Source organism: Azorhizobium sp. AG788 (assembly GCF_004364705.1).
Classification (GTDB): domain Bacteria; phylum Pseudomonadota; class Alphaproteobacteria; order Rhizobiales; family Xanthobacteraceae; genus Azorhizobium; species Azorhizobium caulinodans.
Genome location: NZ_SOBM01000006.1, coordinates 144,401 through 170,349, shown reverse-complemented (window position 1 = coordinate 170,349; position 25,949 = coordinate 144,401). Strand labels below are relative to the sequence as shown.

21 protein-coding genes and 1 pseudogene are annotated in these 25,949 nt (G+C 69.2%); 15 read left to right on the top strand and 7 right to left on the bottom strand.

Annotated elements, in window-relative coordinates; all coding sequences use genetic code 11:
- Nucleotides 1-2 precede the first annotated feature (2 nt).
- From DFO45_RS16795 to DFO45_RS16770, 6 genes are read left to right on the top strand one after another with little or no spacing between them, the layout of a single operon-like run.
- Nucleotides 3-1,127 carry a hybrid-cluster NAD(P)-dependent oxidoreductase gene (locus DFO45_RS16795; RefSeq protein ID WP_133865788.1) on the top strand — a complete coding sequence of 375 codons (1,125 nt, stop codon included), beginning with the start codon at nt 3-5 and terminating at the stop codon, nt 1,125-1,127.
- 4 nt (nt 1,128-1,131) lie between these two features.
- Nucleotides 1,132-2,142 carry a GlxA family transcriptional regulator gene (locus DFO45_RS16790; RefSeq protein ID WP_133865787.1) on the top strand — a complete coding sequence of 337 codons (1,011 nt, stop codon included), beginning with the start codon at nt 1,132-1,134 and terminating at the stop codon, nt 2,140-2,142.
- Nucleotides 2,143-2,178: 36 nt separating this feature from the next.
- The gene (locus DFO45_RS16785) at nt 2,179-4,218 is read left to right on the top strand and encodes an NADH:flavin oxidoreductase (RefSeq protein WP_133865786.1); all 2,040 of its coding nucleotides are present in this window, start codon (nt 2,179-2,181) and stop codon (nt 4,216-4,218) included.
- A gap of 3 nt (nt 4,219-4,221) precedes the next feature.
- Nucleotides 4,222-6,156 (top strand): DUF3483 domain-containing protein, encoded by a 1,935-nt coding sequence (locus DFO45_RS16780; RefSeq protein ID WP_133865785.1) that lies wholly within the window; start codon nt 4,222-4,224, stop codon nt 6,154-6,156.
- Entirely contained in the window at nt 6,153-7,343 is a 1,191-nt protein-coding gene (locus tag DFO45_RS16775) for an electron transfer flavoprotein subunit alpha/FixB family protein (RefSeq protein ID WP_133865784.1), read from the top strand. The genes DFO45_RS16780 and DFO45_RS16775 overlap by 4 nt, the downstream gene beginning before the upstream one ends.
- Nucleotides 7,340-8,110 (top strand): electron transfer flavoprotein subunit beta, encoded by a 771-nt coding sequence (locus tag DFO45_RS16770; protein WP_133865783.1) that lies wholly within the window; start codon nt 7,340-7,342, stop codon nt 8,108-8,110. Before DFO45_RS16775 ends, DFO45_RS16770 begins: the two co-directional genes overlap by 4 nt.
- Before the next feature lie 6 nt (nt 8,111-8,116).
- Here the strand turns inward: DFO45_RS16770 and DFO45_RS16765 are convergent, their stop codons facing one another.
- Entirely contained in the window at nt 8,117-9,040 is a 924-nt protein-coding gene (locus DFO45_RS16765; protein ID WP_133865782.1) for a LysR family transcriptional regulator, read from the bottom strand.
- 88 nt (nt 9,041-9,128) lie between these two features.
- On the opposite strand from DFO45_RS16765, the gene DFO45_RS16760 reads away from it, so the two are divergent.
- From DFO45_RS16760 to DFO45_RS16750, 3 genes are read left to right on the top strand one after another with little or no spacing between them, the layout of a single operon-like run.
- Nucleotides 9,129-9,458, top strand: coding sequence for a hypothetical protein (locus tag DFO45_RS16760; protein WP_133865781.1), 330 nt, complete (start codon nt 9,129-9,131; stop codon nt 9,456-9,458).
- A gap of 4 nt (nt 9,459-9,462) precedes the next feature.
- Entirely contained in the window at nt 9,463-10,422 is a 960-nt protein-coding gene (locus DFO45_RS16755) for an alpha/beta fold hydrolase (RefSeq protein WP_133865780.1), read from the top strand.
- 60 nt (nt 10,423-10,482) lie between these two features.
- Nucleotides 10,483-11,760 carry an SLC13 family permease gene (locus DFO45_RS16750; protein WP_133865779.1) on the top strand — a complete coding sequence of 426 codons (1,278 nt, stop codon included), beginning with the start codon at nt 10,483-10,485 and terminating at the stop codon, nt 11,758-11,760.
- Between the two features lie 15 nt (nt 11,761-11,775).
- On the opposite strand, the gene betA is transcribed toward DFO45_RS16750, so the two are convergent.
- The 3 genes and pseudogenes from betA to betI form a co-directional block, all read right to left on the bottom strand.
- Nucleotides 11,776-13,446, bottom strand: coding sequence for a choline dehydrogenase (gene betA, locus DFO45_RS16745; RefSeq protein ID WP_245518147.1), 1,671 nt, complete (start codon nt 13,444-13,446; stop codon nt 11,776-11,778).
- An 11-nt stretch (nt 13,447-13,457) separates the two neighbouring features.
- Nucleotides 13,458-14,894 (bottom strand): betaine-aldehyde dehydrogenase, encoded by a 1,437-nt coding sequence (gene betB / locus DFO45_RS16740; protein ID WP_348633846.1) that lies wholly within the window; start codon nt 14,892-14,894, stop codon nt 13,458-13,460.
- A gap of 84 nt (nt 14,895-14,978) precedes the next feature.
- A pseudogene (gene betI / locus DFO45_RS25500) lies at nt 14,979-15,560 on the bottom strand (transcriptional regulator BetI); the annotation flags it as partial.
- Nucleotides 15,561-15,870: 310 nt separating this feature from the next.
- Here betI and DFO45_RS16735 point away from each other — a divergent pair.
- From DFO45_RS16735 to choV, 3 genes are all read left to right on the top strand, one after another.
- Nucleotides 15,871-16,836, top strand: a complete 966-nt coding sequence (locus tag DFO45_RS16735; protein WP_133865776.1) for a choline ABC transporter substrate-binding protein — start codon at nt 15,871-15,873, stop codon at nt 16,834-16,836.
- Nucleotides 16,837-16,957: 121 nt separating this feature from the next.
- Nucleotides 16,958-17,818 (top strand): choline ABC transporter permease subunit, encoded by an 861-nt coding sequence (choW, locus tag DFO45_RS16730; RefSeq protein ID WP_043878978.1) that lies wholly within the window; start codon nt 16,958-16,960, stop codon nt 17,816-17,818.
- Nucleotides 17,819-17,821: 3 nt separating this feature from the next.
- On the top strand, nt 17,822-19,045 hold the full coding sequence (gene choV, locus DFO45_RS16725) for a choline ABC transporter ATP-binding protein (RefSeq protein WP_245518146.1): 1,224 nt from the start codon (nt 17,822-17,824) through the stop codon (nt 19,043-19,045).
- Between the two features lie 3 nt (nt 19,046-19,048).
- On the opposite strand, the gene DFO45_RS16720 is transcribed toward choV, so the two are convergent.
- Nucleotides 19,049-20,422, bottom strand: coding sequence for a CoA transferase (locus tag DFO45_RS16720; RefSeq protein ID WP_133865775.1), 1,374 nt, complete (start codon nt 20,420-20,422; stop codon nt 19,049-19,051).
- An 83-nt stretch (nt 20,423-20,505) separates the two neighbouring features.
- Between DFO45_RS16720 and DFO45_RS16715 the strand changes: the two genes are divergently transcribed.
- Nucleotides 20,506-21,684, top strand: a complete 1,179-nt coding sequence (locus DFO45_RS16715; protein WP_133865774.1) for a citrate synthase family protein — start codon at nt 20,506-20,508, stop codon at nt 21,682-21,684.
- On the opposite strand, the gene DFO45_RS16710 is transcribed toward DFO45_RS16715, so the two are convergent.
- Both DFO45_RS16710 and DFO45_RS16705 read right to left on the bottom strand, forming a co-directional pair.
- Nucleotides 21,663-22,511 (bottom strand): FkbM family methyltransferase, encoded by an 849-nt coding sequence (locus tag DFO45_RS16710; protein WP_133865773.1) that lies wholly within the window; start codon nt 22,509-22,511, stop codon nt 21,663-21,665. The two genes, DFO45_RS16715 and DFO45_RS16710, sit on opposite strands and share 22 nt — an antisense overlap.
- Nucleotides 22,512-22,656: 145 nt before the next feature.
- Nucleotides 22,657-23,154, bottom strand: coding sequence for an Lrp/AsnC family transcriptional regulator (locus tag DFO45_RS16705; RefSeq protein WP_133865772.1), 498 nt, complete (start codon nt 23,152-23,154; stop codon nt 22,657-22,659).
- A 135-nt stretch (nt 23,155-23,289) separates the two neighbouring features.
- Between DFO45_RS16705 and DFO45_RS16700 the strand changes: the two genes are divergently transcribed.
- Both DFO45_RS16700 and ilvA read left to right on the top strand, forming a co-directional pair.
- Nucleotides 23,290-24,252 carry a DMT family transporter gene (locus tag DFO45_RS16700; protein WP_208299818.1) on the top strand — a complete coding sequence of 321 codons (963 nt, stop codon included), beginning with the start codon at nt 23,290-23,292 and terminating at the stop codon, nt 24,250-24,252.
- Nucleotides 24,253-24,394: 142 nt separating this feature from the next.
- The gene (gene ilvA, locus DFO45_RS16695; RefSeq protein ID WP_133865770.1) at nt 24,395-25,909 is read left to right on the top strand and encodes a threonine ammonia-lyase, biosynthetic; all 1,515 of its coding nucleotides are present in this window, start codon (nt 24,395-24,397) and stop codon (nt 25,907-25,909) included.
- The last annotated feature ends 40 nt before the right edge of the window (nt 25,910-25,949 follow it).

The window sequence follows — 25,949 nt, the reverse complement described above, 5'->3', positions numbered from 1 at the left end:
CCATGGACGCGCGCACCATCCGCCCTGACCCTCGCCTCGCATCCCCCGCCGAGGTGCCGCCCACCTGGGATCCGGAGCGTGACGATGCCCTGGTTGTGCGTCAGGTGCGGCAGGAAACGGCCGACGTAAAGACCTTCGTCCTCGCGTCCGCCACGCCGGCCCGGTTCCGCTATCTGCCCGGCCAGTTCATCACCCTTGACCTCGATATCGACGGCACGCGGCTCAACCGCTGCTACACGCTCTCCTCCAGCCCCACGCGGCCGGATACGGCGGCCATCACCGTCAAGCGCGTGCCCGGCGGACCGGTGTCGAACTTCCTCCACGATCGCCTCCGGGAGGGGAGCGTGCTGCGCGCGGTGGGCCCCATGGGGGATTTCACCTGCGCGCAGCACGAGGCGCCCCGCTATCTCTTCCTCTCCGGCGGCAGCGGCATCACGCCGGTCATGTCCATGGCCCGCGCCCATTGGGACCTGGCCACCGGCGCGGACATCGCCTTCCTGCACAGCGCCCGCACGCCCGCCGACATCATCTTCCGCGCCGAGCTGGAGCTGATGGCGCGGACGACGCCCACGTTCCGTTTTGCCGCCATCTGCGAGGCGGATGCGCCCTTCGAGCCCTGGCATGGGCTGCGCGGGCGCCTCTCACTCGCCCATCTCGAGGCTGTGGTCCCGGATTTCCGCACCCGCGAGGTCTTTGTGTGCGGTCCCGCGCCCTATATGGCGGCGGTGCGCGACATGCTGCGGTCGGCCGGCTTCGACATGGCGCGCCACCATGAGGAGAGCTTCGATTTCGCAACGCTCGCCGCCGCCGAGCCGGAGGTGGGCGTCGAAGTGATCGCCGCCGAAGGGGAGGCCGGCGCCACGCGGATGCATCGCGTGGAATTCCGCAAATCCGGCCGGGTGATCGAGTGCCCGGAGGACATGAATGTGCTGGAGGCCGCCCGCCGGGCGGGCATGCGCCTGCCGTCCTCCTGTACCAAGGGCCTGTGCGGCACCTGCAAGTGCAAGCTTACCGAAGGCACGGTGGAGATGAAGCATGGCGGCGGCATCCGCCAACGGGAGATCGATGCGGGCATGGTGCTGATCTGCTGCGCCCGTCCCACCAGCGATCTCGTGATCGAGCGCTGACGCCATGACCCGCGCTCCGGCCCCCCACCTTGCCACCGTGCCCGCGACCGGCGCGTCGCCGCTCGGCGCGGAGATGGCACGGGTGCGGCGCATCGGCTTCCTCACCTTGCCCAATTATTCCATGATCGCGCTCGCCAATGCGCTCGAAGCCTGCCGCATGGCCAACTATGTGAGCGGGCGCGACATCTATGGCTGGGAGGTGGTAACGCTGGACGGCGCCCCCGTGCCCGCCAGCAACGGTCTCTCGCTGAACCCCACCCGCCCCTTGGGCGACGTGGGCGAGCTTGACCTCCTGATGGTGTGCGGCGGCATCGACGTGCGCCATGCGGTGGGCCGCGCCACCCGCGAGGCGCTGCGCCGCGCCGCCCGCAAGGGCATGGCGCTGGGCGCGCTGTGCACAGGCACCTTCGCGCTGGCGGAAGCGGGCCTGCTCAACGGTTATCGTTGCGCCATCCATTGGGAGAATCTCGCCGCCATCCGCGAGGAATTTCCCGACGTCGCCTTTCAGGAGGACGCCTTCGTCATCGACCGCGATCGGCTGACCTGCACCGGCGGCGTCGCGCCGCTCGACATGATGCTGGTGCTGATCGCGTCCGCGCTCGGCGCCCGCACGGCCGGGGCGGTGGCGGATCAGTTCATCGTCCGCCGGCCCGGCGCCACCGAGCGGCAGAAGGCGCTGGTGGCGCCGGACGTCGCGGCGCGCATCCCGGTGCTGGCGAAAGCGGTGGAAGTGATGGCGCGCCATCTTGAGCGTCCGCTTCCCACAGGGGAGGTGGCGGCCGCCGCCAATCTTTCCCAACGCCAGCTGGAGCGCCTGTTCCAGCGGCATCTTTCGGCCTCGCCCGCCGCCTTCTATCTGGACCTGCGGCTTGCCCGTGCCCGTGAGCTGCTGCGCCTTTCGCCCTTGCCGGTGACGGACGTGGCGCTCGCCTGCGGCTTCCAGTCCGCCGCGCATTTCTCCGTCGCCTACGGGCGGCGCTTTGGCCATCCGCCCCGCGCGGAGCGCGCCGCCTGACATTGCCCGACCCGCTTGCGCGATTGGAGCCGCCCGATGATCGCCAATGCCGACGCCTTGCTGAAGCCGCTGACCCTGAAGGGCCTCACCATCCGCAACCGTGTGATGAGCACCAGCCATGCCCCCGGCTATGGCAGGGACGGCAAGCCGCAGGAGCGCTACCAGCTCTATCACGAGGAGAAGGCCAAGGGCGGCATCGGCCTCACCATGTTCGGCGGCTCCTCCTCCGTCGCGCTCGACAGTCCGGCGGCGCCATGGAACCAGGTGTCGGTGGCGGATGACAGCGTCATCCCCTTCTTCCAGTCTTTTTCCGAGCGCGTGCACCGGCATGGCGCCAAGCTGATGATCCAGCTCACCCACATGGGCCGGCGCACCAAGTGGGACACGGAGAACTGGTTCCCCACCGTCTCCGCTTCGCCGAGGCGCGAGGCCGCCTCCCGCACCATTCCGAAGGAACTGGAGTCGGAAGAGATCGCCCGCATCATTCAGGATTTCGCCGCCGCCGCCCGCCGCTGCCGCGAGGGGGGGCTCGATGGCTGCGAGGTCTCCGCCGCCCACGGCCATCTCATCGACCAGTTCTGGTCGCCGGCCGTGAACCATCGCACCGATGGCTATGGCGGGAGCCTTGCCAACCGCATGCGGTTCGGCCGGGAGGTGCTGGAGGCGATGCGCACGGCGGCGGGCGATGATTATGTGATCGGCATCCGCATGTCCGGCGACGAGATGATCGCCGACGGCCTCTCCCATGAGGAGTGCGTGGAGATCGCCGCCACCTATGCCCGCGACGGGCTGGTGGACTTCATCAATGTGCTGGGCGGGCAGGCGCGGGACGACATGGCCCACGCCATCTCCCTGCCCAACATGTCCTTCCCCGTCGCGCCCTTCCTGCATCTGCCCAGCGCCATCAAGCGCGAGGTGGAGGTGCCGGTGTTCCACGCCCAGCGCGTGACCGATCTTGCCACCGCCGCCCGCGCGGTGGCGCAGGGGCATGTGGACATGGTGGCCATGACCCGCGCCCATATCGCCGACCCGCATCTCGTGAAGAAGCTCACCGAGGGGCGGGAGGATGACATCCGCCAGTGCGTGGGCGCCGGCTATTGCATCGACCGCATCTATGTGGGCGGCGATGCCCTGTGCATCCAGAACGCCGCCACCGGGCGCGAAGCCACCATGCCCCATGTCATCCCCAAGGCGGACGTGCGCCGACGCGTGGTGGTGGTCGGCGCCGGCCCCGGCGGGCTGGAGGCCGCCCGCGTGTGCGCGGAGCGGGGCCATTCCGTGGTGCTGTTCGAGAAGAACGCGCTGGCCGGCGGGCAGATCAACCTTGCCGCCAGGGCGGGCTGGCGGGAGGCGCTCTCCGGCATTCCGCGCTGGCTCGCGGGACAGGTCGGAAAGCTTGGCGTGGACCTGCGCCTCGGCACCGAGGCGAGCGCGGACGCGATCCTCGCCGAGCGGCCGGACGTGGTCATCATCGCCACCGGCGGCGCGCCGAGCCATGGCCACGCCAAGGGCGCCGAGCGGGCGCTCACCACGGCGGACGTGCTCTCCGGCAGCGTGGAGCTTTCCGGCTCCGTGCTGCTGTTCGACGAGATGGGCCAGCACAATGCCGCCTCCACCGCCGAGCAGATGGCCAAGCGGGGCTGCCTCGTGGAATTCGTCACCGCCGATCGTTATGCGGCGCAGGAGGTGGGCACCACCAACCAGCCCATTCACTACCGCGAGCTCTACAAGCTTGGGGTGATCTTCTCCCCCAATCTCGATCTCATCGAGATCTATCCCGAGGGCAACCGTCTGGTGGCCGCCCTGCGCAACACCTTTACCGATCAGGAGGAGGAGCGCGTGGTGGACCATGTGGTGGTGGACTATGGCACGCTGCCCGTGGACGGCGTCTATCATGCGCTCAAAGCCCGCTCGGTGAATGCGGGGCAGATCGACCAGGGCGCCATCGTGCGCGGCGAGCCGCAGCCCTTCGATCTCTCGCACGGCTTCGCGCTCTACCGGGTGGGGGATGCGCTGGCCGGGCGCAACATCCACGCCGCGCTCTATGACGCCCTGCGCCTGTGCAAGGATATCTGAGCCATGGCCGCAGCCTTCGGCCTTTCGGTGCTCGTCTGGGCCATGGGGCTTTCGGCCGCGCTCGCGCTCGGCACACGGGTCGCGCTCTGGCGGCGTGGTCGGACGGCACGGGTGGACTGGCTTTCGGGCCTCGCCGCCGCGCCGAAGCGCTATCTGGTGGACGTGCACCATGTGGTGGCGCGCGATCCTCGGGCTGCGCGCATGCATATGCTGGCGGCCGGCGGGCTCATCGCCGGATCGGGCATGGCGGGGCTCGCCATCGTGCCGGTGCTCGCCACCTCCCGCCTGTGGTGGGCTCTGACCGCGCTGGCCTTCGCGACCATGCTCGCGGGTGCGCTGCTGGTGGGGGGGCGGCGCTATCCCGCCCGGCCGGCGCGGCTCTCGGGCGGGCGGTTTCAGATCCTTCCCTTTCTCCTGCTCGGTTACGGGCTTGGCGGGTTCAGTCTGGCTTCCGGGGCGGTTGCCGGACTGTCGGGCGGGGCGGGGTTCGTGGTTCTGGCGGTGACCGCCGGCTGCGGCCTCGCCCTCGCTTTCCTTGTCGCCCGCGGCCCCATGCGCCATGCGCTGGCAGGCGCCCTGCACCTTGCCGCCCATCCGCGCCCCGCGCGCTTTGCGGGGCGGCGGGATGTGGCGCTGGCGCCTGTCGATCTGGAGGCCGAGACGCTGGGCGTCGGCACGCCCGCCGATTTCGGCTGGAACCGCCTGCTCGGCTTTGATGCCTGCGTGCAATGCGGGCGCTGCGAGACCGCATGCCCCGCCTTTGCCGCCGGCCAGCCGCTGAACCCCAAGCGTCTCGTGCAGGATCTGGTCGCGGCGATGGAGGGATCAGACAGCGCGGCCTATTCCGGCAGCCCCTATCCCAATGCCCGCCCGGTCGCCGGGCGCGGCGGGCCGCTTTCGCCCATCGTGGGCGCCGGGGCGATGATCCATCCGGACACGCTCTGGTCCTGCACCACGTGCCGGGCCTGCGTCGAGGAATGCCCGATGATGATCGAGCATGTGGATGCGGTCATCGACCTGCGCCGCCACCAGACCCTCATGCTCGGCGCCGTGCCGGAAAAGGCGGCGGCGCGGCTTGATGATCTGCGCGCCACCGACGAGGCGGGGGGCCATGCGCTCGCCGCACGCGCCGATTTCGCCGCCGGGCTCGACCTGCCGGTCCTCCATCCGGGCGGTCATGCGGATGTGCTGCTCTGGCTGGGGGAGGGCGCCTATGACCTGCGCCACGGCCGCACGCTCCGGGCGCTGGTGCGGCTTCTGCGGACGGCGGGCGTCGATTTCGCCATCCTCGGCGCACGCGAGAAGGACTGCGGCGATCTCGCCCGCCGTCTGGGGGACGAGGCGACCTTCGCCCGGCTGGCGCGGGAGAATGTGGCGACGCTGAATGCTCTTTCCTTTGGCCTGATCCTCACCGCCGATCCGCACGCGCTCAACAGTCTGCGCAACGAGTATTCGGCCTTCGGCGGGCGGTATGAAGTCTGGCATCACACCGCCTTCCTCGATCGTCTGGTGGCCGAGGGGGGCCTTGCGCTGGGCGCATCCGGAGAGCTCTCCGTCACCTATCACGACCCCTGCTATCTCGGCCGCTACAATGGCGAGGTGGAGGCGCCTCGCCGGCTGCTGGATTCGCTGGGGCTGAAGCGCACTGAAATGGCCCGTCACGGCACCCGCTCTTTGTGCTGCGGCGGCGGGGGCGGCGCGCCGCACAGCGACATTGCGGGCGACCTGCGCATTCCCGATTTGCGCATGGATCAGGCGCGGGCGACCGGCGCGGCGGTGGTGGCGGTGGCCTGTCCCCACTGCGCCGTCATGCTCGAAGGTGTCACCGGCGCGCGGCCCGAAGTGCGGGACGTGGCCGAACTGGTGCTCGCCGCCGTCGAGGCGGGGCAAGCGGCCCCGGCATCCGCCCGCGCCCGCCAGCCGGAGCCGGTCGCGTGAGCCGCCCCCGCCGCGATCCCCGCGCCGAGCGCGCGGCCCGGGCCCTGCCCACGCAAGGCCGGCCGCGTTTCCAGCTTGGCACGCCCGTGCCGGAGGGGCGGCTGCGGCGCAATCCCTTCGCCGAACGCGCGGCCGCGGAGGTGCCGGGCCGGACCCGCCTGCGGCTCGACCGCGCCGGCGGTGGCCACCGTCCGGTCTCTGTCACCTCCCCGCCGGCAGCGCCCGAACCGAAGGCCCCTGAACGGCGGCTGGTGCCGGAGCCGGCCTTCCTCGTCCTTGCCGTCGCCGATGTGCCGGGCGGGCACCTCTCCGTCCACGACCGGCAGGTGCTGGGCGCCGCCCGTTTGCTGGCCGATGCTGGCGGCGGCGCCGTGGTGCTGCTCGGCGGAACGCTCCCGCAGGATGCGGGCGCGGCCGGTGCCGACCGCATCGCGTGTCTGCCCGAAGCGGACGATCCCGACCGGCGGGCAGGTGCGCTCATGGCCGCCATCGCCGCGCTGCGGCCGCGGCACGTGCTGTGGCCGGAAAGCCGGATCGGCGGCGATCTCGCCCGCCGCGTGGCGGTGCGGATGGGCGAGGGCCTGTTCTGCGGCGCCGAGCAGGTGAGCGCCCGCGCCGTCGCCCGTCCCGCACGGGGCCGCCGGGTGGAGCAGCGCCGTGAACCGCCCCTGCTGCTGACGCTCGCCGAGGGCGCCGCCGCCCCGCACGGGCGCACCGTTCATGAGGCCCGCCTCATCGATCTGCCCTTGCCTGCACGCCTCGATTTCGAGAGCGCCATCCTGAGCATCAAGGAGGTGCCCGCCGATCCCGCCACCGTGCCGCTGGGCGAAGCGGATTTCGTGCTCTCGGCCGGCAATGGCGTCACGGATTTTGCCGCCTTCGGCGCGCTGGCGGAGGCGCTCGGGGCGACGCCCGGTGCCAGCCGCATGGTGTGCGACGCCGGCCTCATGCCCCGCACCGCGCAGGTGGGGGCTTCGGGCACGGTGCTCTCGGCCCGCTGCTATTTCGCCCTCGGCATCGCCGGGGCGCCCCAGCATCTTCAGGGGATCGCCGGCTGCGAGCATGTGGTGGCGGTGAATACGGACCTGCATGCGGCGATGATCGAGCGCGCCGGGCTCGCGCAGGTGGCGGACGCGCAGGCGGTCATGCCGGCGCTGCTCGCGCTCCTGGCGGAGGAAGCGTCATGAAGGCGCTGGTTCTGCTCTCCGAAAGCCGGCATCCCGTTTCCGGCAAGCCGTGCCTCTCCCGCTTGGAGGCGCAGGCGGCGCGCATGGCGACGATCCTTGATCCAACCCCGGCCGGGCTCCATGCCGGGCCAGGGCTGGAGACGGTGCGCGAGGCTCTGGGGAGAGGCCTCGCGCACCTGATCCATCTGGCTTGTGCGGCCGAGGATGATCCGGTGCCGGCGCTGGCGGCGGCGGTGCGGGAAGCCGCGCCCGATGTGGTGCTGGCGGGGCCGCGCGGCGAGGGCGGCGCCGATACCGGGCTCGTTCCCTATGCGCTCGCCTTCGCGCTGGGATGGCCTCTCGTCCCGGATGCCGTCACGCTGTCGCCCGGTGCTGATGCGGGCACGCTGGGTATCGAGCAGGCCCTGCCGCGCGGCGCACGCCGGCGTGTCCTCGTACGCCTGCCGGTGCTCGTGAGCGTGCATCCGGGCGCCCCTGCGCCTCTGCCCTTCGCCTATGCCCGGGCGCGGGCCGGAGGCGCCGTCACCCGCGCGCCGGCAGAGCGCGTGCCGGTCCGTGAGGAGGATCTGGAGGAGCGGCTCTATCGTCCACGGCCGAAGGTGATGGCGCAGGCGGGTCTTACGGCAGCCGAACGCGTGGCCGCGCTGTCCGGGGGCAACACGCGGGGACGGGTGCTCGTCGATCCTGCGCCGGAGGAGGCAGCGCGGGAAATCCTGAGCTATCTCCGCGGGCTTGGTCTTGCGGGCGCACGGTCCGTAGACGACTGAGACCAATCAGGGCGCGGCGTGGGTCCGCAGTTCCTCGGCGAACAGATCCCAGAGCCGCCGTGCGGGCTCCGAGAGCACCAGATCCTTGCGGCGGATGAGGCCGATGCGGCGGTGGATCGCCGGATCGCACAGCCGCACATGGGAGAGGCCCCAGTCCGCGCAGGCGAGCAGCGCGAGGCGGGGCATCACCGCCGCAACGCCCCCCGCCCGCAGGAAGCCGAGCATGGTGGAGAGGTGTTCCACCTCGTCGCTCCAGGGGGCATCGAGCCCCGCCTGTTCCAAGGCCGCATCCATCTCCTTGCGGTTGGCGCTCGACTGCTTGAGCGCCACCAGCGGCACGCCGCCGCGCGGCAGGTCGGACAGGTCCGCCCACGGGAAGGCGTCCAGACCCGCGGAAGGATGATCGCGCGGCAGAACGAGCACATAAGGATCGTCCAGCAGATGCTCCGCCAGCAGTTCGCTCGGCGGCTGGAGCAGCGTGTTCACCGCGAAAGCGACACCACCGGCCATGACGCTTTCGGTGACACGCTTGCCGGTGTCGTCGTGAAAGCGCAGGTGCATGTCCGGATAGGCGCGGCGGAAGCGGTCGGCAACGCCGGGCGCGATGCTGAAGGCGACCGTGGTGACGCAGCCGACATCCAGCCAGCCGCCCTTGCCGCGGGCTTCGTCCACGATGGCATTGAGGCCCTGGTCCATCTTCTCCAGCAGAGGCGCCACTTCGGCCACCAGCGCCCGGCCGGCGGCGGTGAGTACCACGGAGCGGGTGGTCCGCTCCAGAAGCTGGACATTGAGGGCCTGCTCAAGTTCCGAGATGCGGCGGCTGACGGCCGAGGGCGACAGGTTCAGCGCCGCCGCCGCCCGGCCGAAATTGCGCAGGCGGGCGACGGTGAGGAAGGCCCGCAGTTCGGGCAGATCGTAATTGATGCGCATTGCTGCATAATCATTGCCGAATTATCACTTATTATCAATATGGCGGCCCGGCATAGTGCGGAAAAGAACACGTTCTCTGGGAGTGCCTATGCCCGTCATCACCGCCACCTTCGATCCGGCCGTGGATGTGTCGCCGGCGGATGCCGAGCGCTTCAATGCGCGCGTGGCCGGCCTGTGCCTCGATCAGCTTTCCGCCGCCCCGGACAAGGTGCAGATCCTGATGGTGCGGGCGATCGCCCCCGTCCATGGCGCGTCCATCTATATCGGCGTCCAATACCGGCATCAGGATTTCCGCTCACCCGGCGTGATGGATGGCTTCATGCAGGCGCTGGACCATCTGTGCGTCGAGCTGTTCGGGAAGACGCCGCGCATCCGCTGCTTCCCGAGCCGGAACGACCAGCTCTTTGCCCGGAACTGATGCGATGCAACTCCGCAAGATTGGCAGCTTCTTCGTCGGCGGGCGCACCGTTACGCTCGACGGCCTGCCGGTGGAGCAGCGGCGGCTCGCCATCGGCGCTGCGCCACGCCCCGTCGATCCCAATGGCGATCACGTCACCGGCCAGATGTATGTGCAGGAATTCCGGCTGGCCGAGCCGCGCTGCCCTTATCCCGTGCTGTTCTGGCACGGCGGCGGCATGACCGGCGTGAACTGGGAGACGACGCCGGACGGGCGTCCCGGCTGGCTCACACGCTTTCTGGAAGCCGGCTTCGACGTGCTGGTGAGCGATGCGGTGGAACGCGGGCGCTCCTCCTGGAGCATGTATCCGCAGATCTATGAGGGCGCGCCGCTCTTCCGTACGAAGAACGAGGCGTGGGACATGTTCCGCATGGGCCCGCCCGGCAGTTATGCCACGGATGCGGCGGCCCGCAGGCCGTGGCCGGAGGTGCAGTTCCCGCCCGAGGCGTTCGATGCCTTCGCGGCCCAGTGGGTGCCGCGCTGGGTGGGCCATGAGGCCATGACGGAGGCGGCCTATGGCGCGCTTCTCGCCCGCGTGGGGCCGTGCCTTGTGGTGGGTCACAGCCAGGGCGGCGGCTTCGCGCTGCAGATGACGCAGCGCTATCCCGATCTCGTCCGTGCGGTGGTCGCGCTGGAGCCTTCGGGCGCGCCGGAAACCGCCGGCATCAGCGATGCGCTGCCGCCTCACCTGGTGCTGTGGGGCGATCATATCGCCGACCATCCGGTGTGGACGCGCTATCGCGGCGCGGTGGATGCCTATGTCAGCGCGCTCGCCGCACACGGCGTGCCGGCCCGCATCCTCGACCTGCCGCAGGAGGGGACGGCCGGCAACACCCACTTCCTGATGATGGACCGCAATAGCGACGCCCTCGCCGGCCGCGTCATTGACTGGCTCGCCGCCGCTGCTGAGGCCGCCGCGCGCTGACATTTTCCACGGGCGCCGTCTCGCCCGTGGCTGCCTCCAATAAAAGTCCGGGAAACGCCCATGCTCGCCTTCATCGGTCTTGCGACCGTTCTTGTGGCCGTCCTGCTGCTGGTCAGCGGCCGCCTGTCCCCCCTCGTGACCTTCGTGGTGGTGCCACTGCTCGGGGCCTGCGCGGCGGGTGTCGATCTCGCGCAGGCGCAGAAGCTCGTCGCCTCCGGCATGTCGACGGTGGCGCCCATCGTGGCGCTGTTCATCTTCGCCATCCTGTTCTTCAGCATCATGAACGAGCAGGGGCTGTTCGAGCCCCTCATCCGCGCGCTGCTGAAATTCGCGGGCGATCATCCGCACCGGGTGCTTATGGTGACCGTTCTGGTGGCCGCCATGGTTCACCTCGATGGCGCCGGAGCGACCACTTATGTGGTGACCATCACCGCCCTTCTGCCCATCTACCAGCGCCTCAACATCGACGTGCGCCATCTGCCCATGCTGGCCGGCATGAGCGCGGGCATCATGAACATGGAGCCTTGGACGCCGGCGACCCTGCGTGCCGCGAGCGCTCTGCATCTCGATCCCGTGCTGCTCTGGCGGCCGCTGTGGAGCGTGCAGGTGGCCGGCCTTGTCTTCGCCCTCGGGCTCGCCTGGTGGCTCGGCCAGCGGCGCCGGCCGGTGGCGGAAGGCGCGGGCGTGGCGGCCGCGGCTGCGGCGCCCGCCAGGACGGTGGACGTGCCGCTCTGGCGCCGCATCGCCAATGGCGTGCTCACGGCGGCGGTCATTGCCGCCATGCTGTTCTCGGGCATCTCCACGGTGCTGGTGCTGATGGTCGGCGTCGCCATCGCCTTGCCGCTCAATTACAAGGGCGCCAGCGCCCAGATGGCGACCGTGCGGCGCCATTCGGCGGAAGCGCTGCTGCTGGCGGCGGTGCTGCTCTGCGCCGGTGTCTTCCTCGGCGTGCTCAACGGCAGCGGCATGCTCACCGCCGTCAGCAATGAGATCGTCGCGGTCATTCCCGTGAGCCTCGGCCATTGGGTGCACATCATCGTCGGCGCCTTCGCGACGCCGCTCGGCATGATGTTCGGCTCGGACTCCTATTATTTCGGCATCATGCCCGTTCTGGTCAGCGTCGGGCAGGCCCATGGGGTGACGCCCGATGCGGTGGCCCGCGCGCTGATGATCGGCGAGAATGTCGGCTTCGCCATCAGCCCGGTGGTGGGCAGCGCCTATCTGGCGGCGGGCCTCGCGGGCGTCGAGTTCGGCGCCCACATCCGCCATTCGCTGCTCTACACCTGGGGTGTAGCGCTCGCCATGCTGGGCGTTGCGTGGGCGGTGGGCGCGGTCTGAGCCCCGGCGCGCCGTTCAGCGCTGGGCGGTGCGCCAGTTCTCCGCGATGTAATAGGGCGCGTTAGAGGCGGCGAGGGCCGGTTTGCCGAGGATGATGTCCGAGGCCTTCTCGCCGATCATGATGGTGGGGGCGTTGAGATTGCCCGTCGTGACCGACGGCATGATGGAACTGTCCACCACCCGCAGGCCCTCGACGCCGATCACCTTGGTATCGGGGGTCACCACCGCCATGGGATCGTCCGCCCGCCCCATCCTGCAACTACAGGAGGGGTGATAGGCGCTCTCCACCTTCTCGCGGATGAAGGCATCGATCGCCTCGTCCGAGGTGACGCCCGCGCCGGGCTGGATCTCGCGTCCGCGATAGGGATCGAAGGCGGCCTGGGCAAAAATCTCGCGGGTGAGGCGCACGCAGGCGCGCATCTCGGTGATGTCGTCCTCATGGCCGAGATAATTGAAGAAGATGCGCGGATGTTCGCGCGCATCGCGCGAGCGCAGCCGCACCCAGCCCCGGCTCTTGCTGCGCATGGGGCCCACATGGGCCTGAAACCCGTGTTCGCTGGCGAGGCCCTTGCCGTCATAGCTCACCGCCAGCGGCAGGAAATGATACTGGATGTCCGGATAACGGATGCCCGGCCGCGAGCGGATGAAGCCGCAGCTCTCGAAATGGTTACTGGCACCAAGCCCGGAGCGGGCCAAAAGCCATTGCGCACCCACGAGCCCGCGTGAGAGGAGGCCAGTCTTGGAATAAAGGGTGATCGGCTGCGTACAGGCCACCTGGAAATAGAACTCCAGATGGTCCTGCAAGTTCTCGCCCACCCCTGGCCGGTCCGCCACGACGGGAATTCCGAGGTCGGAGAGTTCCTGCGCCGGGCCGATGCCCGAGAGCTTGAGGAGCTTGGGCGAGTTGATCGGCCCGGCAGCGAGGATCACCTCCCGGCGTGCCTTCACCACCTGCTCCGTGCCGTCCCGCTCATAGCGCACGCCCACGGCCCGGCGGCCTTCAAACTCGACCGCCTGCACCAAAGCGTGGGTTTCAAGCGACAGGTTGGGGCGCTTCAAGGCGGGCTTGAGATAGGCATTGGCGGTGGACCAGCGCACGCCGTCCTTCACCGTCATGTCCATGCGCCCGAAGCCTTCCTGCTGGGCACCATTGATGTCCGAGGTGGCGGGATAGCCGGCCTGACGCGCGGCCTCCACGAACACGTTGTAGAGCGGATTTTCCAACGGGCCGTAGCGGGTGGCAAGCGGACCTGTGGCGCCGCGATAGGCATCGCCCCCCTCCTGCCGGGTTTCCGCGCGCTGGAAATAGGGCAGCACGTGCCGATAGCCCCAGCCCTGCGCGCCTTCTTCCTCCCAGCGGTCGAAATCGTGCGGATTGCCGCGCACATAAACCATGCCGTTGACCGATGATGATCCCCCGATCACCTTGCCGCGCGGGCAGACCAGACGCCGGCCGCCAAGCCCCGGCTCCGGCTCCGTCTCGAAGCCCCAGTTGTATTTCGGCATGTTCATGGGGATGGAGAGGGCCGCCGGCATCTGGATGAGCAGGGAGCGGTCCGAGCCGCCATATTCCAGCACACGCACCGTGAAGCGTCCGTCAGCGGAGAGCCGGTCCGCCAGAACGGCGCCGGCCGAGCCGGAACCCACGATCACATAGTCGAAGACGGCGGCGGACGAAGTGGCCACGGTTCGCTCCATCAATAAGGAGAGGCCACGCGGCCGAGATTGACGTAGACGCTCTTGATCTGTGTGTAGTGCTCGATGGCGGCGCGGCTGTTCTCGCGCCCGAGCCCCGACTGCTTGGTGCCGCCGAAGGGCAGCTCGATGGGCGTGATGTTGTACTGGTTGATCCAGCAGGTCCCGGCCTCAAGTTGTGCGATCACCCGGTGGGCGCGGGCCAGATCGGCGGTGAAGACGCCGGCGGCAAGGCCGAAGGCGGTGTCATTGGCCCGCGCCACCACCTCCGCCTCATCCTCGAAGGCCAGCACCGACATGACGGGGCCGAAAATCTCCTCGCGCACGTTGGGCATGTCGTCCGTGCAGTCGGCGAAGATGGTGGGGGCGACGAAATTCCCCCTGGCCAGCGCTCCCGTCTCGACGCGATGCCCCCCCGCCACTAGCCGCGCGCCGGCCGCCTTCGCCGCCTCGATATAGCCGAGCACCTTCTTCATGTGCGCTCCGCTGATGAGCGCGCCCACATGGGTCGCGGGATCGAGCGGATCGCCTACCACCATGCGCTTGGTGCGCTCGATCAGCTGCGCGAGGAAGGGCTTCAGAATACTGGAATGGACGAAGACGCGGGTGCCGTTGGAGCAGATTTCGCCGCCGGAATAGAAATTGCCGAGCATGGCGGCAGAGACCGCGTCTTCCAGATTGGCATCCGGAAAGACGATGAGGGGCGACTTGCCGCCCAGCTCCAGCGTCACATGTTTCAGGCTCGCGGCGGCATCCGCCATCACCTTGCGCCCGGTGCCGGCTTCGCCGGTGAGGGACACCTTGGCGATGCCGGGATGACGGGTGAGGAGCCGTCCCGTGTCGGCAAAGCCCTGCACCACATTGAACACGCCGTCCGGAAGGCCGGCCTCGGTGAAGATTTCCGCGAGCTTCACGGCGGTGAGGGGGGTCAGCTCCGCCGGCTTGAAGATCATCGCATTGCCGCAGGCGAGCGCGGGCGCGGCCTTCCAGCAGGCGATCTGGAGCGGGTAGTTCCAGGCGCCGATGCCGGCGACGACGCCGAGCGGCTCCCGGCGGGTATAGCCGAAGGCCTCGGGGCCGAGGTCCACATGCTCGCCGGCCAGAGTCGGGGCAACGCCGGCGAAATAATCGAGGCAGTCGGCCCCGGAGAGCACGTCCACGACACTGGTTTCCTGGATCGGCTTGCCGGTGTCGAGCGTCTCCAGGCGCGCCAGCTCGTCGTTGCGGGCGCGCAGCAGATCGGCCGCCCGACGCAGGATGCGGCCGCGCTCGGCTCCGGTCATGGCCGCCCATTTCCGCTGGCCGTCCCGCGCCGCCGCAACCGCGCGATCGACTTCCTCCGGACCGGCGATCTCGATTTCCGCCAGAAGCTCGCCGGTGGCGGGATTGCGGGTTTCGAAGGTGGTGGCGGCGCGGCTCGCCACCGGTCCGCCGCCGATCTGGTTGCGCACGCTCGCCGGCCCGCGCGCGGCCACTGCCACGAGCGGGACTTCGCTCGGGCGGGGCGGTGCAGCGGCGATCTGGGAATCGGCAAAGGCCGTGGCGATGGAGCGGGCGAGGGCACTGTCCGGCTCGCCGCCGTTGGAGAGGGTGGCGCGCAGCCAGAGGCCGTCGATGACTGCTGCGATGGAGACCGCGATGCGCTGGGCATCGACTGGGGCGATGATCTTCTTCAGCGCATGCACGAGGTCGGAGGTCATGCGGCGCTGGTAGACGTTCTGCACACGGGCGAAGCGCTGCTCGTGGATGACCTGCCCCCAGAAGGCGAGCCAGACGCTGGAGGTGCGGCGGTCGAATTCCTCGGGCGCCAGATTGGCCTCGATCACCGCCTGCACGCGCTCGCGCGGGGTGCGTGCGGCGGCGAGACGGCGGGCGGTGCCTTGCGCGAGGCGCCGGGCGAGGTGCCGTAAGGTCGCTTCCAGAAGGCCGTTCTTGTCGCCGAAATAATGCGCCACGAGGCCCGGCGAGACATTGGCCCGGCGGGCGATCTGCACCAGCGTCGTTGCGACGAACCCAATCTCCGCGAGGCAGATGATGGTGGCATCGATCAGCTGCTGGCGCCGCACATCCTCAGGCTCGGTGCGGGTCTGGGCTGCATCTGCCATGGAAGCCTCCGGGTCGGATCGTCGATTGATTATACGTTCAATCAGGCGACTGACCAGCGCAAATGTCGGGCAACGCTCGTTCTGGCGCGGGCTGATGAATGGTCAGCAAGGAATGTATGTGCTGCACAGAATCTCAACTTTGAACGGCTAAATAATGCGCGTGACAAACCGCCGCGATGAGGATTGAATGTTCGTTCAATGGCCCACCCAACGTGGCCCGCGCAAGACGGTCGGAGCAGCACGGCCGCCACCTTCCTTCAGAGTGAGAGGGGGCCGCGCGATGCCGGCCCCGGGATCGAGGGGATTGGGAATGACTGGCATTCATCTGTTCCGGACATGGACCGCCGCGGTGGCGATCGGGGCGGCCCTGTGCGGCCTCGCGGCCCCCGCCGCCCGCGCCGCCGATGCCGCCGCCTGCAAGACCGTCCGTTTCGCGGACGTGGGCTGGACGGACATCGCCGCCACCACGGCCATCACGTCCGCGCTGCTCAAGGGGCTTGGCTATACGCCCAAGACGCAGGTGCTGGCGGTGCCGGTGACCTATACGTCGATGAAGAACAAGGACATCGACGTCTTCCTCGGCAACTGGATGCCGACCATGGAAGCGGACCGCAAGCCCTATATCGACGACAAGTCGGTGGAGGTCGTGGGCGCCAATCTCGAAGGCGCCAAATACACGCTGGCGGTGCCGACCTATCTCTATGACTCCGGTCTCAAGACCTTCGCGGACATCGCCAAGTTCAAGGACAAGCTGAAGGGCAAGATCTACGGCATCGAGCCCGGCAATGACGGCAACCGCCTGATCATGGGCATGATCAAGGACAATGCCTTCGGCCTCGGCAAGTTCGAGATCGTGGAATCCAGCGAGCAGGGCATGCTCTCGCAGGTGGATCGCGCCACCAAGCGCAAGGAGCCCATCGTGTTCCTCGGATGGGAGCCCCATCCCATGAACACCAAGTTCTCCATCAAGTATCTGGAGGGTGGTGACGACGTCTTCGGCCCCAATCTCGGCGGCGCCACCATCTATACCAATGTGCGCGCCGGCTGGATGGGCGAGTGCCCAAATGCGGCGACGCTCATCAAGAACCTGAAGTTCAACCTGCCGCTCGAAAACACCGTGATGGGTTACATCCTGTTCGACAGCATGGATGCGGACAAGGCGGCGGAGAAGTGGCTGAAGGCCAATCCGAAGGCCTGGGAGCCCTGGCTCCAGGGCGTCACCACCTTCGACGGCAAGCCGGGCCTTGCGGCGGTGAAGGCATCGCTCAAGATGTGAGGCCGATCCGGCCGGCTCCGGCCGGCCGGTCATTGATGCCCGGTGCCTGCCGCCGCGACGGCGGGTGGCCGGGGTTCATCCGCGCCCGCAAGGGCGGTGTCGGCTCGGGGAGAGAAAGCCGATGTATGACTGGCTCGTCGAACACAAGATCCCGCTCGGCCGCTGGCTCAGCGCAGTGGTGGATTTCCTGAGCACCCACGCGCAGGTGGTGTTCGACGTCATCTCGGCGGTGCTCGCCGCCATGATCGGCGGGCTCACGGCGGCCCTGCTGTTCATCCCGCCGCTGCTGCTCATCGCCGCCTGCGCGGCGGGGGCCTATTGGGTACACCGCTCCATCGGGCTCGCGGTCTTCATTCTCGGGGCGCTCCTGCTGGTGGCCAACCTCGGCTATTGGGATGCGACGGTGGAGACGCTGTCCCTCGTGCTCTGCGCCACCTTCGTCTGCGTCCTCATCGGCGTGCCGGTGGGCATCGCCGCCGCCCACCGGCCCTGGCTCTACACCGCCATCCGCCCGGTGCTGGACCTGATGCAGACCATCCCCACCTTCGTCTATCTCATCCCGACGCTGGTGCTGTTTGGGCTCGGCGTCGTGCCGGGCCTCATCTCCACGGTGATCTTCGCGCTTCCGGCGCCCATCCGCCTGACGCACCTCGGCATTTCCTCCGTGCCGCCAGCGCTGGTGGAGGCGGGCGAGGCCTTCGGCGCCACCCGGCGGCAGCTCCTCTTCAAGGTGGAACTGCCCTATGCGCTGCCCACCATCATGGCCGGCATCACGCAATGCATCATGCTGAGCCTCTCCATGGTGGTGATCGCCGCGCTGGTGGGCTCCGACGGGCTCGGCAAGCCGGTGGTGCGCGCGCTCAATACCGTGAATGTGGCCATGGGCTTCGAGGCCGGCATGGCCATCGTCATCCTCGCCATCGTGCTTGACCGGGTGTGCAAGCGCCCGGACCGCGCCGGCCGGCGCTCCCGGAGGGCCTGACCCATGACGGCGCACAGCATGACCACCGAAGCCATCAGCACCGCCGGCACCACGGCGGTGGAATTCCGCAACGTGGACATCGTCTTCGGCCACAAGCCGGAGCGCGCCTTCCCGATGATGGATGCGGGCGGCACCCGCGATGCTATCCTGGAGGCCACCGGCTGCGTGCTCGGCGCGGCGGGGGTGAACCTCACCATCGGGCGGGGCGAGATCTGCGTGCTCATGGGCCTGTCCGGCTCCGGCAAGAGCACCATTCTGCGGGCCATCAACCGGCTCAACCGCACGGCGCGCGGCGAAGTCTTCGTGCGCCATGACGGCACGCTCATCGATGTGGCGCGCTGCGACAAGCGGATGCTGCGCGACATCCGCATGCGCACAGTCTCCATGGTGTTCCAGCAGTTCGGCCTGCTGCCCTGGCGCACGGTGCGCGAGAATGTGGGCTTCGGGCTTGAGCTGCGGGGCGTGGGCGCGGCCGAGCGCAACCGCCTCGTGGACGAGAAGCTCGCCATGGTGGGCCTCTCCAAATGGGCCGACAAATATGCCCATGAACTCTCGGGCGGCATGCAGCAGCGGGTGGGTCTCGCCCGCGCCTTCGCCACCGATGCCGACATCCTGCTCATGGACGAGCCCTTCTCGGCGCTCGACCCGCTGATCCGCGACAAGCTGCAGGACGAACTGCTCGACCTCCAGCAGCGCATCCAGAAGACCATCGTCTTCGTCAGTCACGATCTCGACGAGGCGCTGAAGATCGGCAACACCATCGCCATCATGGAGGGCGGGCGCATCGTGCAGGCGGGCACGGCCGAGGACATCCTGCTGCGTCCGGCCAATGACTATGTGGCCGATTTCGTGAAACACATGAACCCGCTCAACGTGCTGCGGGGCAATGCGGTGATGACGCCGGCAAGCGCGCTGCGCCGCGAGGGCGGCACGATCCTCCTCGGCCGCGAGGGTCATGTGCGGGTGGTGATCGATGGCGATGGGCGGCCGGTCTCCGTTCTGCTGAACGGGCGGGAAGGGCGGCTTGGCGCCGCCGATCCCACGAGCGGCGCCGTGGAGCCGGCGGTGGACCTCATCGTCGCGCCGCTCGATCTCAAGCTGAAGGCGGCCATCGCCCTGAAGTGCCAGACGGATCACCCGATCCTGCTGGTGGACCAGCTCGGCCGCCTCGCCGGCCTGTGCGACGACGAGGAAATCTATCGCGGCCTGCTGCGCCGGGGCGCCTGAAGCTCACCAGAGCGGAGCGTCCACCCCCAGCAGGCCCGCCGGGTGGTCCCATGCCATGTGCGTGCCCTTGATGCGCAGCGGCGGCTTCAGCCGGTGCAGCGGGCCCCAGGCGCTCTGTTCGAGGCCGGGCGCGAAGTCTGCCTCTTCCGCCGGTGCCAGCGGCGCCTCGCCGGTTGCCGCGGGCAGGCCGACGAGGAGCCGGGCCGTGCGGGCGAGGGACGTCCGCCAGAGCGAACCGCGCCCGGCCTCCCGCCGCTGCGCCAGGCCGCGCAGGGCGGCGGCGGCGAGCAGATAGCCCGTGGCATGGTCGAGCGCCTGCACGGGCAGGGGCGTCGGTCGATCCTTGCCGTAATGCACCATGCCGGCATGAGCGATGCCGCTGCTCATCTGCACGAGGCTGTCGAAGCCGCGCCGCTGCGCCCAGGGGCCCGTCCAGCCATAGGCATCGAGGCTCACATCCACGAGGCCGGGGCGGATGTCCTGCCGGGCTTCGGCGCCGAAGCCCATGGCCTCCAGCGCGTCCGACCGGTAGCCGTGCACGAGGATGTCCGCCTCCGAGAGCAGCACGGCGAGCTGCTGCCGGTCTTCTGCCTCGCGCAAGTCCAGATGGGCGCGCCGCTTGCCGAGCGTCATGTCCGGCAGCAACGCCGGTTCGTCCCAGAAGGGCGGATCGATGCGCAGCACATCGGCGCCGAAGCCGGCGAGAACGCGCGTGGCGGTGGGGCCGGCCAGGACGCGCGTGAGGTCGAGCACGCGCACGCCGGCGAGCGGCCGGACGGGATCCAGCCGGGCTTCCGGTCTGTCGCTCGCGGTGCCTTCGGCGCGCCAGATGAACGGCTCGCGCGCCACGGCGGCGCCTTGGGGATGGGCGGCCCATTCTTCCTGCGTGCGCATCACCGCCGCGCAGCCGTTCGCCGCAACGATGGCGGCTTCCAGGTCCTCGCTCGTCCAGAGGGCGACGGCGGCCGCCACTGCCTCGCGGTCCGCCGAGGTGCCGAGAACCGAGAGGGCGGCGGCGCGATGGTGGGGCGCGTTGGTGTGAAGGCGGATCCACCCATCCGCGGTGCGATAATCGCCCGCCACGGCATCCCAGACCGGCGGCGCGGGCCAGCCCTCGGGGCGATAGGAGGTGCTGAACCAGAGGGAGGCGAGGCGGCTGTCCACCGCGATCTCCGGCAGGGGGCCGCCTTGCGCGCGCAATGTCCCGAGCGCGAGGCCCGCGGCTGCGACGGACGCCGCTGCGAGATCGCTCACCGGAAAGGCAGAGGAGAGCCTTCCCGCGCCGGTCAGGCGCACGGCAGCGCTGTCGGCGTGGGCGCCGCCGAGGGCGGTCCAGATTTCGGAAAGGGCGGCGGTGAAGGCGGGCAACGGGGACATGGCGGCTTCCGCGTGGTTTCGCCTTCACATGCGAAGCGTCGGCGCCTATCGTCAACGTTGATAATATCAATCAAGCATCGCCCATGGTTCAGCGGATCGGCGCCGAAGAGGCGGCACGGCGGCTCGGCGTCTCGCGCCAGACGCTCTATGCCTATGTCAGCCGGGGGCTTCTGAAGGCCCATCCGGACGAGGACCCGCGCCGCAGCTTCTATCTGGCGGAGGAGGTGGACAGGCTCGCCCGTGCCCGTCGGCGCGGCCGCCGGCCGAAGGAGATCGCCCGCTCCACGCTCGATTGGGGAATGCCGGTTCTGGAGTCCGCCCTGACGCTGATCGAGGGCGGGCGGCTCTACTTCCGGGGACGCGATGCCACCGAACTGGCCGAGAGCGCCACGCTCGAAGAGGTGGCGGCGCTGCTCTGGCAGGTGCCGCTGGAGATCGCCTTTCCGACGGTGCTGCCCCCCGCGTCACCGGCATTCGAAGCGCTGTTGCCGCTGATGGCGGATCGGCCGGCAAGCGAGAGCCTGCTGCCGCTCTTCGCCGCCCTGGCGGACGATGCCGCTACGGCCGCGTGGCGCGCGGACCGGGACGCGGAGGCGCGGGGCTGCGGGACGCTCGTGCGCCAACTGGCGGCGGCCGCGCTGCGGCGTCCCACCGGCGCCCAGCCTCTCTACCTGCAGATGGCAGAGGCCTATGGGCTTTCCGAGGCCGGCGCTCAGCTCGTCCGGCGCGCGCTGGTCCTGTGTGCTGATCATGAGCTCAATGCCTCCGGCTTTTCCGCGCGCTGCGTCGCCTCCACGGGAGCTTCGCTCAAGGCGGCGGTCATCGGCGGTCTCGCTGCCCTGAGCGGATACCGGCACGGCTCGACGACGGCGCGGGTCGAGGCCTTCTGGTCCGATCTCGGCACGGGCGACCCCACAAACCGAATCCGCCAGCGTCTGGAACGCGGCGAGGATGTGCCGGGCTTCGGCCATCCGCTCTATCCGGCCGGCGATATCCGGGCGAAGGCGCTGTTGGGCGCGAGCGTGGCCGGCCTTGATCGGGGGCGCGAGATCGCGGCACGGGTGGAGGACCTGACCGGCCGGCCCCCATCCGTCGATTTCGCACTGGTGGCGGTGCGCCGCGCGCTCAGCCTGCCGGAAGGGACGGCCTTCCTGCTGTTCGCCCTCGGCCGCTCGGTGGGCTGGATCGCCCACGCCCGCGAGCAGCGGGAAACGCAGGCGCTGATCCGGCCCCGCGCGCTCTACACTGGCCCGCGTCCCTGAGCGTCCACCAGCCACGGGCCGGGGCGCCACGCCATGAAGCGTGCCTTGCGATCGGCGCGGGCGATGAAGACGAAATTGTTCACATAGGTTGCCCCCGGCTGCACCCGCGTGCCTTGCGCGTTGAGCGCACCGGGGCGCTGGTGGAGCGCGGGATCGAAGCGTGCGAGAGGCTGCACGGCGCCGTCGGCGCAGAAGAAGCCCTCATAACCCAGCGGCGCCAGAAGGACCTCAAGGGCGGCCACCGCACCGGCGTGATGGCGCTCTTCCGCTTCCACCAGCAGGGTGGGGCGGCTTTCCGCCAGCAGGCGGGACGCGCCGGCGAGCACCTTCGCCTCGTGCCCCTCCACGTCGATCTTGAGGAAATCCACCCGACCTTCGATGCAGTCGTCCAGCGTGCGGCGGGCGATGGTCACGTGGTCCACCGGCGCCGTGCTGTTGGCGACAAAGTCGCCGTCGATGGAGGCCAGCGGAGAGAGGCCGCGCGGCACGTGGAGGGTGGCAGGCCCGGTACCGTCGCTCAGCGCGCAGGCGAACAGCCGGAAGCGCCCCGCCCGGCGCGCGGCGGCAAAGCGCAGGTCGAGCACGCGGGCAAGGCGCGGGTTGGGCTCGAAGGCCTCCACCTGTACGCCCAGCCGCAGCAGCCAGAAGGTGAAGAGCCCGTTGTTGGCGCCGATATCGCAGGCCCGGTCCCCGGAGGTCACAAGGAAGGGCAGGAGATTGGCGGGCTCGGCGCTGTTGCGGGCGGCGGCGCGGTTGAACAGCGCGGCCACAAGGCCGAACAGGCGCGGCGTGCGCGCTTCCATCTGCGCTTTCAGGGCCTCGAGCACGCCTCTTCCTCTGGTAATGGGGTCCGGCCGTCAGCCGCGGTTGTGTTTGTGGCATGTTCGCCCGTGCCTGTGAACGGACTTCGGTGCAGTTCCGCGCCAAAGAGGGTGAAGGACCGGTAAATATCCCGCCACCGCGCAGATGAGGCTAACGCTCGTGGCCCGCAAGGTGTCCGGTCGGCAGCGCCGTGGTGTATTTGACCTGCGCCAGCGCAAAGCTCGAGCGGATGTTGGCGACCACCGGAATGCGCGTCAGCACCTCCACCATGAGTTGCTGATACTTGATGAGATCTTCCACCACCACGCGCAGCATGTAGTCGGATTCCCCGCTCATCAGATAGCACTCCATCACCTCCGGCCGTTCCCGTATGGCGGCATCGAAGATCTCCAGCGAACGCTTGTCCTGCTGCTTCAGCGAGACATGGACGAAGACGTTCACCGCAAGGCCGAGCGCTACCGGGTCCACGAGCGCAACGGAGCCGCGGATGACGCCTTTGGCTTTCATGTCCGCCACCCGTCGCCAGCAGGGCGAGGGGGAGAGGCCCACCTTTTCCGCCAGGTCCGCATTGCTGATTTCCGCGTCCGCCTGGAGGGCATCGAGGATGCGAAGGCTGGCGGCATCAAGGGATTCGCGGTCGGTAGGCATGATATTCCTAGAGGCTGGCCTAATGCGGATAAAATTACCCGCCTTGCCCGGAAATTGCGAGAGATAGGCCGGAAATTTCCCGCTCCACGGCATATCAATGGGTGAGTTTGCAGCGCAGCAATGCGGAGTTCCCCAATGACAACCGCCGTTCAGGGCCGGACCATAGCCCCCGTTTCCACCGCCGCGCAGTCCGCGCCCTGGCTGGTGGCCATGGTGCTGTTCTGGGGCCTGAGCTGGCCGGCCATGAAGCTGGCGCTCGGCACGGTGCCGCCGCTGTGGCTCGCCACTTTCCGCTTTGGCAGTGCCGCCGCCTGCCTGTTCGCGCTTCTCGCCGTGCGCGGCGGCGTGCGCTTCCCCCCGCGCGCCGATTGGCCGATCGTCTTCAGCATCGGCGGCCTGCAGATGATGGCCTTCACCGGCCTCGGCCTCATCGCCATGCAATATACGGACGCGAGCCGCGCCGCCGTGCTCGGCTACACCACCCCGCTCTGGGCCATGCTCGCGGCCTGGATGCTGCTCGGCCAGCGGCCCACGGGCCGGCAGGGACTCGCGCTGGCGGTGGGCATGGCCGGCGTCGCGCTCATCTGCTCGCCCTTCGAGATGGACTGGCGGCGCCCCGAGGTCGTGGGCGGCAACGTGCTGCTGCTCACCGCCGCCATCTGCTGGTCGCTGGTCATCCTGCATGTGCGGCGCCACCGCTTCCTGTCGCGGCCCATCGAGCTCGCCCCGTGGCAGATGCTCTTTGCCGCCGTGCCGCTGGGCCTGATGGCGCTTGTCACCGAGGGGCCGCCCACGCACATCGGCTGGTCGCTCGAACTGGTGGGGCTGCTCGCTTACATCGGGCCGCTCGCCACCTCCGCCTGCTTTGTCATCTCCACCGAGCATGGCCGCCGCATCAGCACCTTCGCCATGTCCAACATCACCATGGGCGTGCCGATCATCGGGGCGCTGTCCTCGGCCCTCCTTCTGGGCGAGAGGCTCACGGTGCCGCTGTCGCTGGGGCTGGCGCTCATCGTCGCCGGAACGGGCCTCGCGGCGCTGGCTGGCCGCCGCAAGACCCCGGCCGTCACCCCTGCCGGTGTTGGCGCGCGCGCCTGATCCGCGCGGCAGGGCAGGGGAGACATGGCTGTTCCGCTTGCCGAAAGCGGTGACGGGGCCGGCCGTTCTGCGCTATCAGCGCGCAGCAGCGGACGGCGCACGCCGTCCGCTGCCCGTGCAACGCAGTTCGGGCTCGACGTCAGTGGAAGATTACATCCGGAAGATTCTGGCCGCCCGCGTCTATGACGTCGCCATCGAAAGCCCGCTCGATCCCATGCGCCGCCTGTCCGGGCGGCTCGGCAGCCCGGTCTTCCTGAAGCGGGAAGATTTGCAGCCGGTCTTCTCGTTCAAGCTGCGCGGTGCCTACAACAAGATGGTGGGGCTGGACGAGGAGGCGCGCGCCCATGGCGTCATCTGCGCGTCCGCGGGCAATCACGCACAGGGCGTGGCGCTGGCGGCGAAGGCGCTCGGCGTCAAGGCGACCATCGTGATGCCGCGCACGACGCCCGACATCAAGGTGCAGGCGGTCAAGGCCAATGGCGGCGATGCCGTGCTGCATGGCGATACGTTCGACGAGGCCTATGCCCACGCCAAGACGCTGGAGGCGCAGACCGGCGCCGTCTTCATCCATCCCTATGACGATCCGCAGGTGATCGCGGGGCAGGGCACCATCGGCATGGAACTGATGCGCCAGCATCCCGATCCGCTGGAGGCCATCTTCGTCCAGATCGGCGGCGGCGGCCTTGCGGCCGGTGTCGCGGCCTATGTGAAGTTCCTGCGGCCGGACGTGAAGGTCATCGGCGTCGAGCCGGAGGATGCCGCCAGCATGACGGCGGCACTCGCGGCGGACGAGCGGGTGAAGCTCAACCAGGTGGGCCTGTTCGCCGATGGCGTCGCGGTGCGCCAGGCGGGCGAGGAGACCTTCCGGCTCTGCCGCCAGCTTCTCGACGGCATGATCACCGTCACAACCGACGAGATCTGCGCCGCCATGAAGGACATCTTCGAGGACACGCGCGCCATTCCCGAGCCTTCCGGCGCCGTCAGCCTTGCGGGCCTCAAGAAGTATGTGGAGCAGCACGGCCCCTGCCAGCGTGGCCTCATCGCCATCAACAGCGGCGCCAATCTCAATTTCGACCGCCTGCGCCACATCGCCGAGCGGGCGGAGCTGGGTGAGCGGCGCGAGGCGCTGTTCGCGGTGTCGATCCCGGAGAAGCCGGGCAGCTACCGCCACTTCATCCGCGTGCTGGGCGCCCGCGCCATCACCGAGTTCAACTATCGCTACGCGCCGGCCGGCGAGGCACAGATCTTCGTCGGCGTGCAGCTCACGGGCGGCGAGGCGGAGCGCAAGGCGGTGGCGGATCTGTTGCGCGCCGAGGGCTATGGCGTCATCGACATGAGCGACAACGAAATGGCCAAGCTCCATGTGCGTTACATGGTGGGCGGCCGCACGCCGGACCTGCCGAACGAGATGGTCTACCGCTTCCAGTTTCCCGAGCGCCCCGGCGCCCTGCTGAAGTTCCTGGAGAGCATGGCCCAGACCTGGAACATCACCATGTTCCATTACCGCAACCATGGCGCGGACTATGGCCGCGTGCTTGCGGGCATTGACGTGCCGCCGCAGGAGCGGGCGGAGTTCGCCGAGCGGCTGACCGCCCTCGACTATCCCTGCTGGGACGAGACCGACAATCCCGCCTATCGCCTCTTCCTCGCCAACTGAGGCGAGGCAGAGCGAAGGTATCTCGCGGCATCAACCCAAA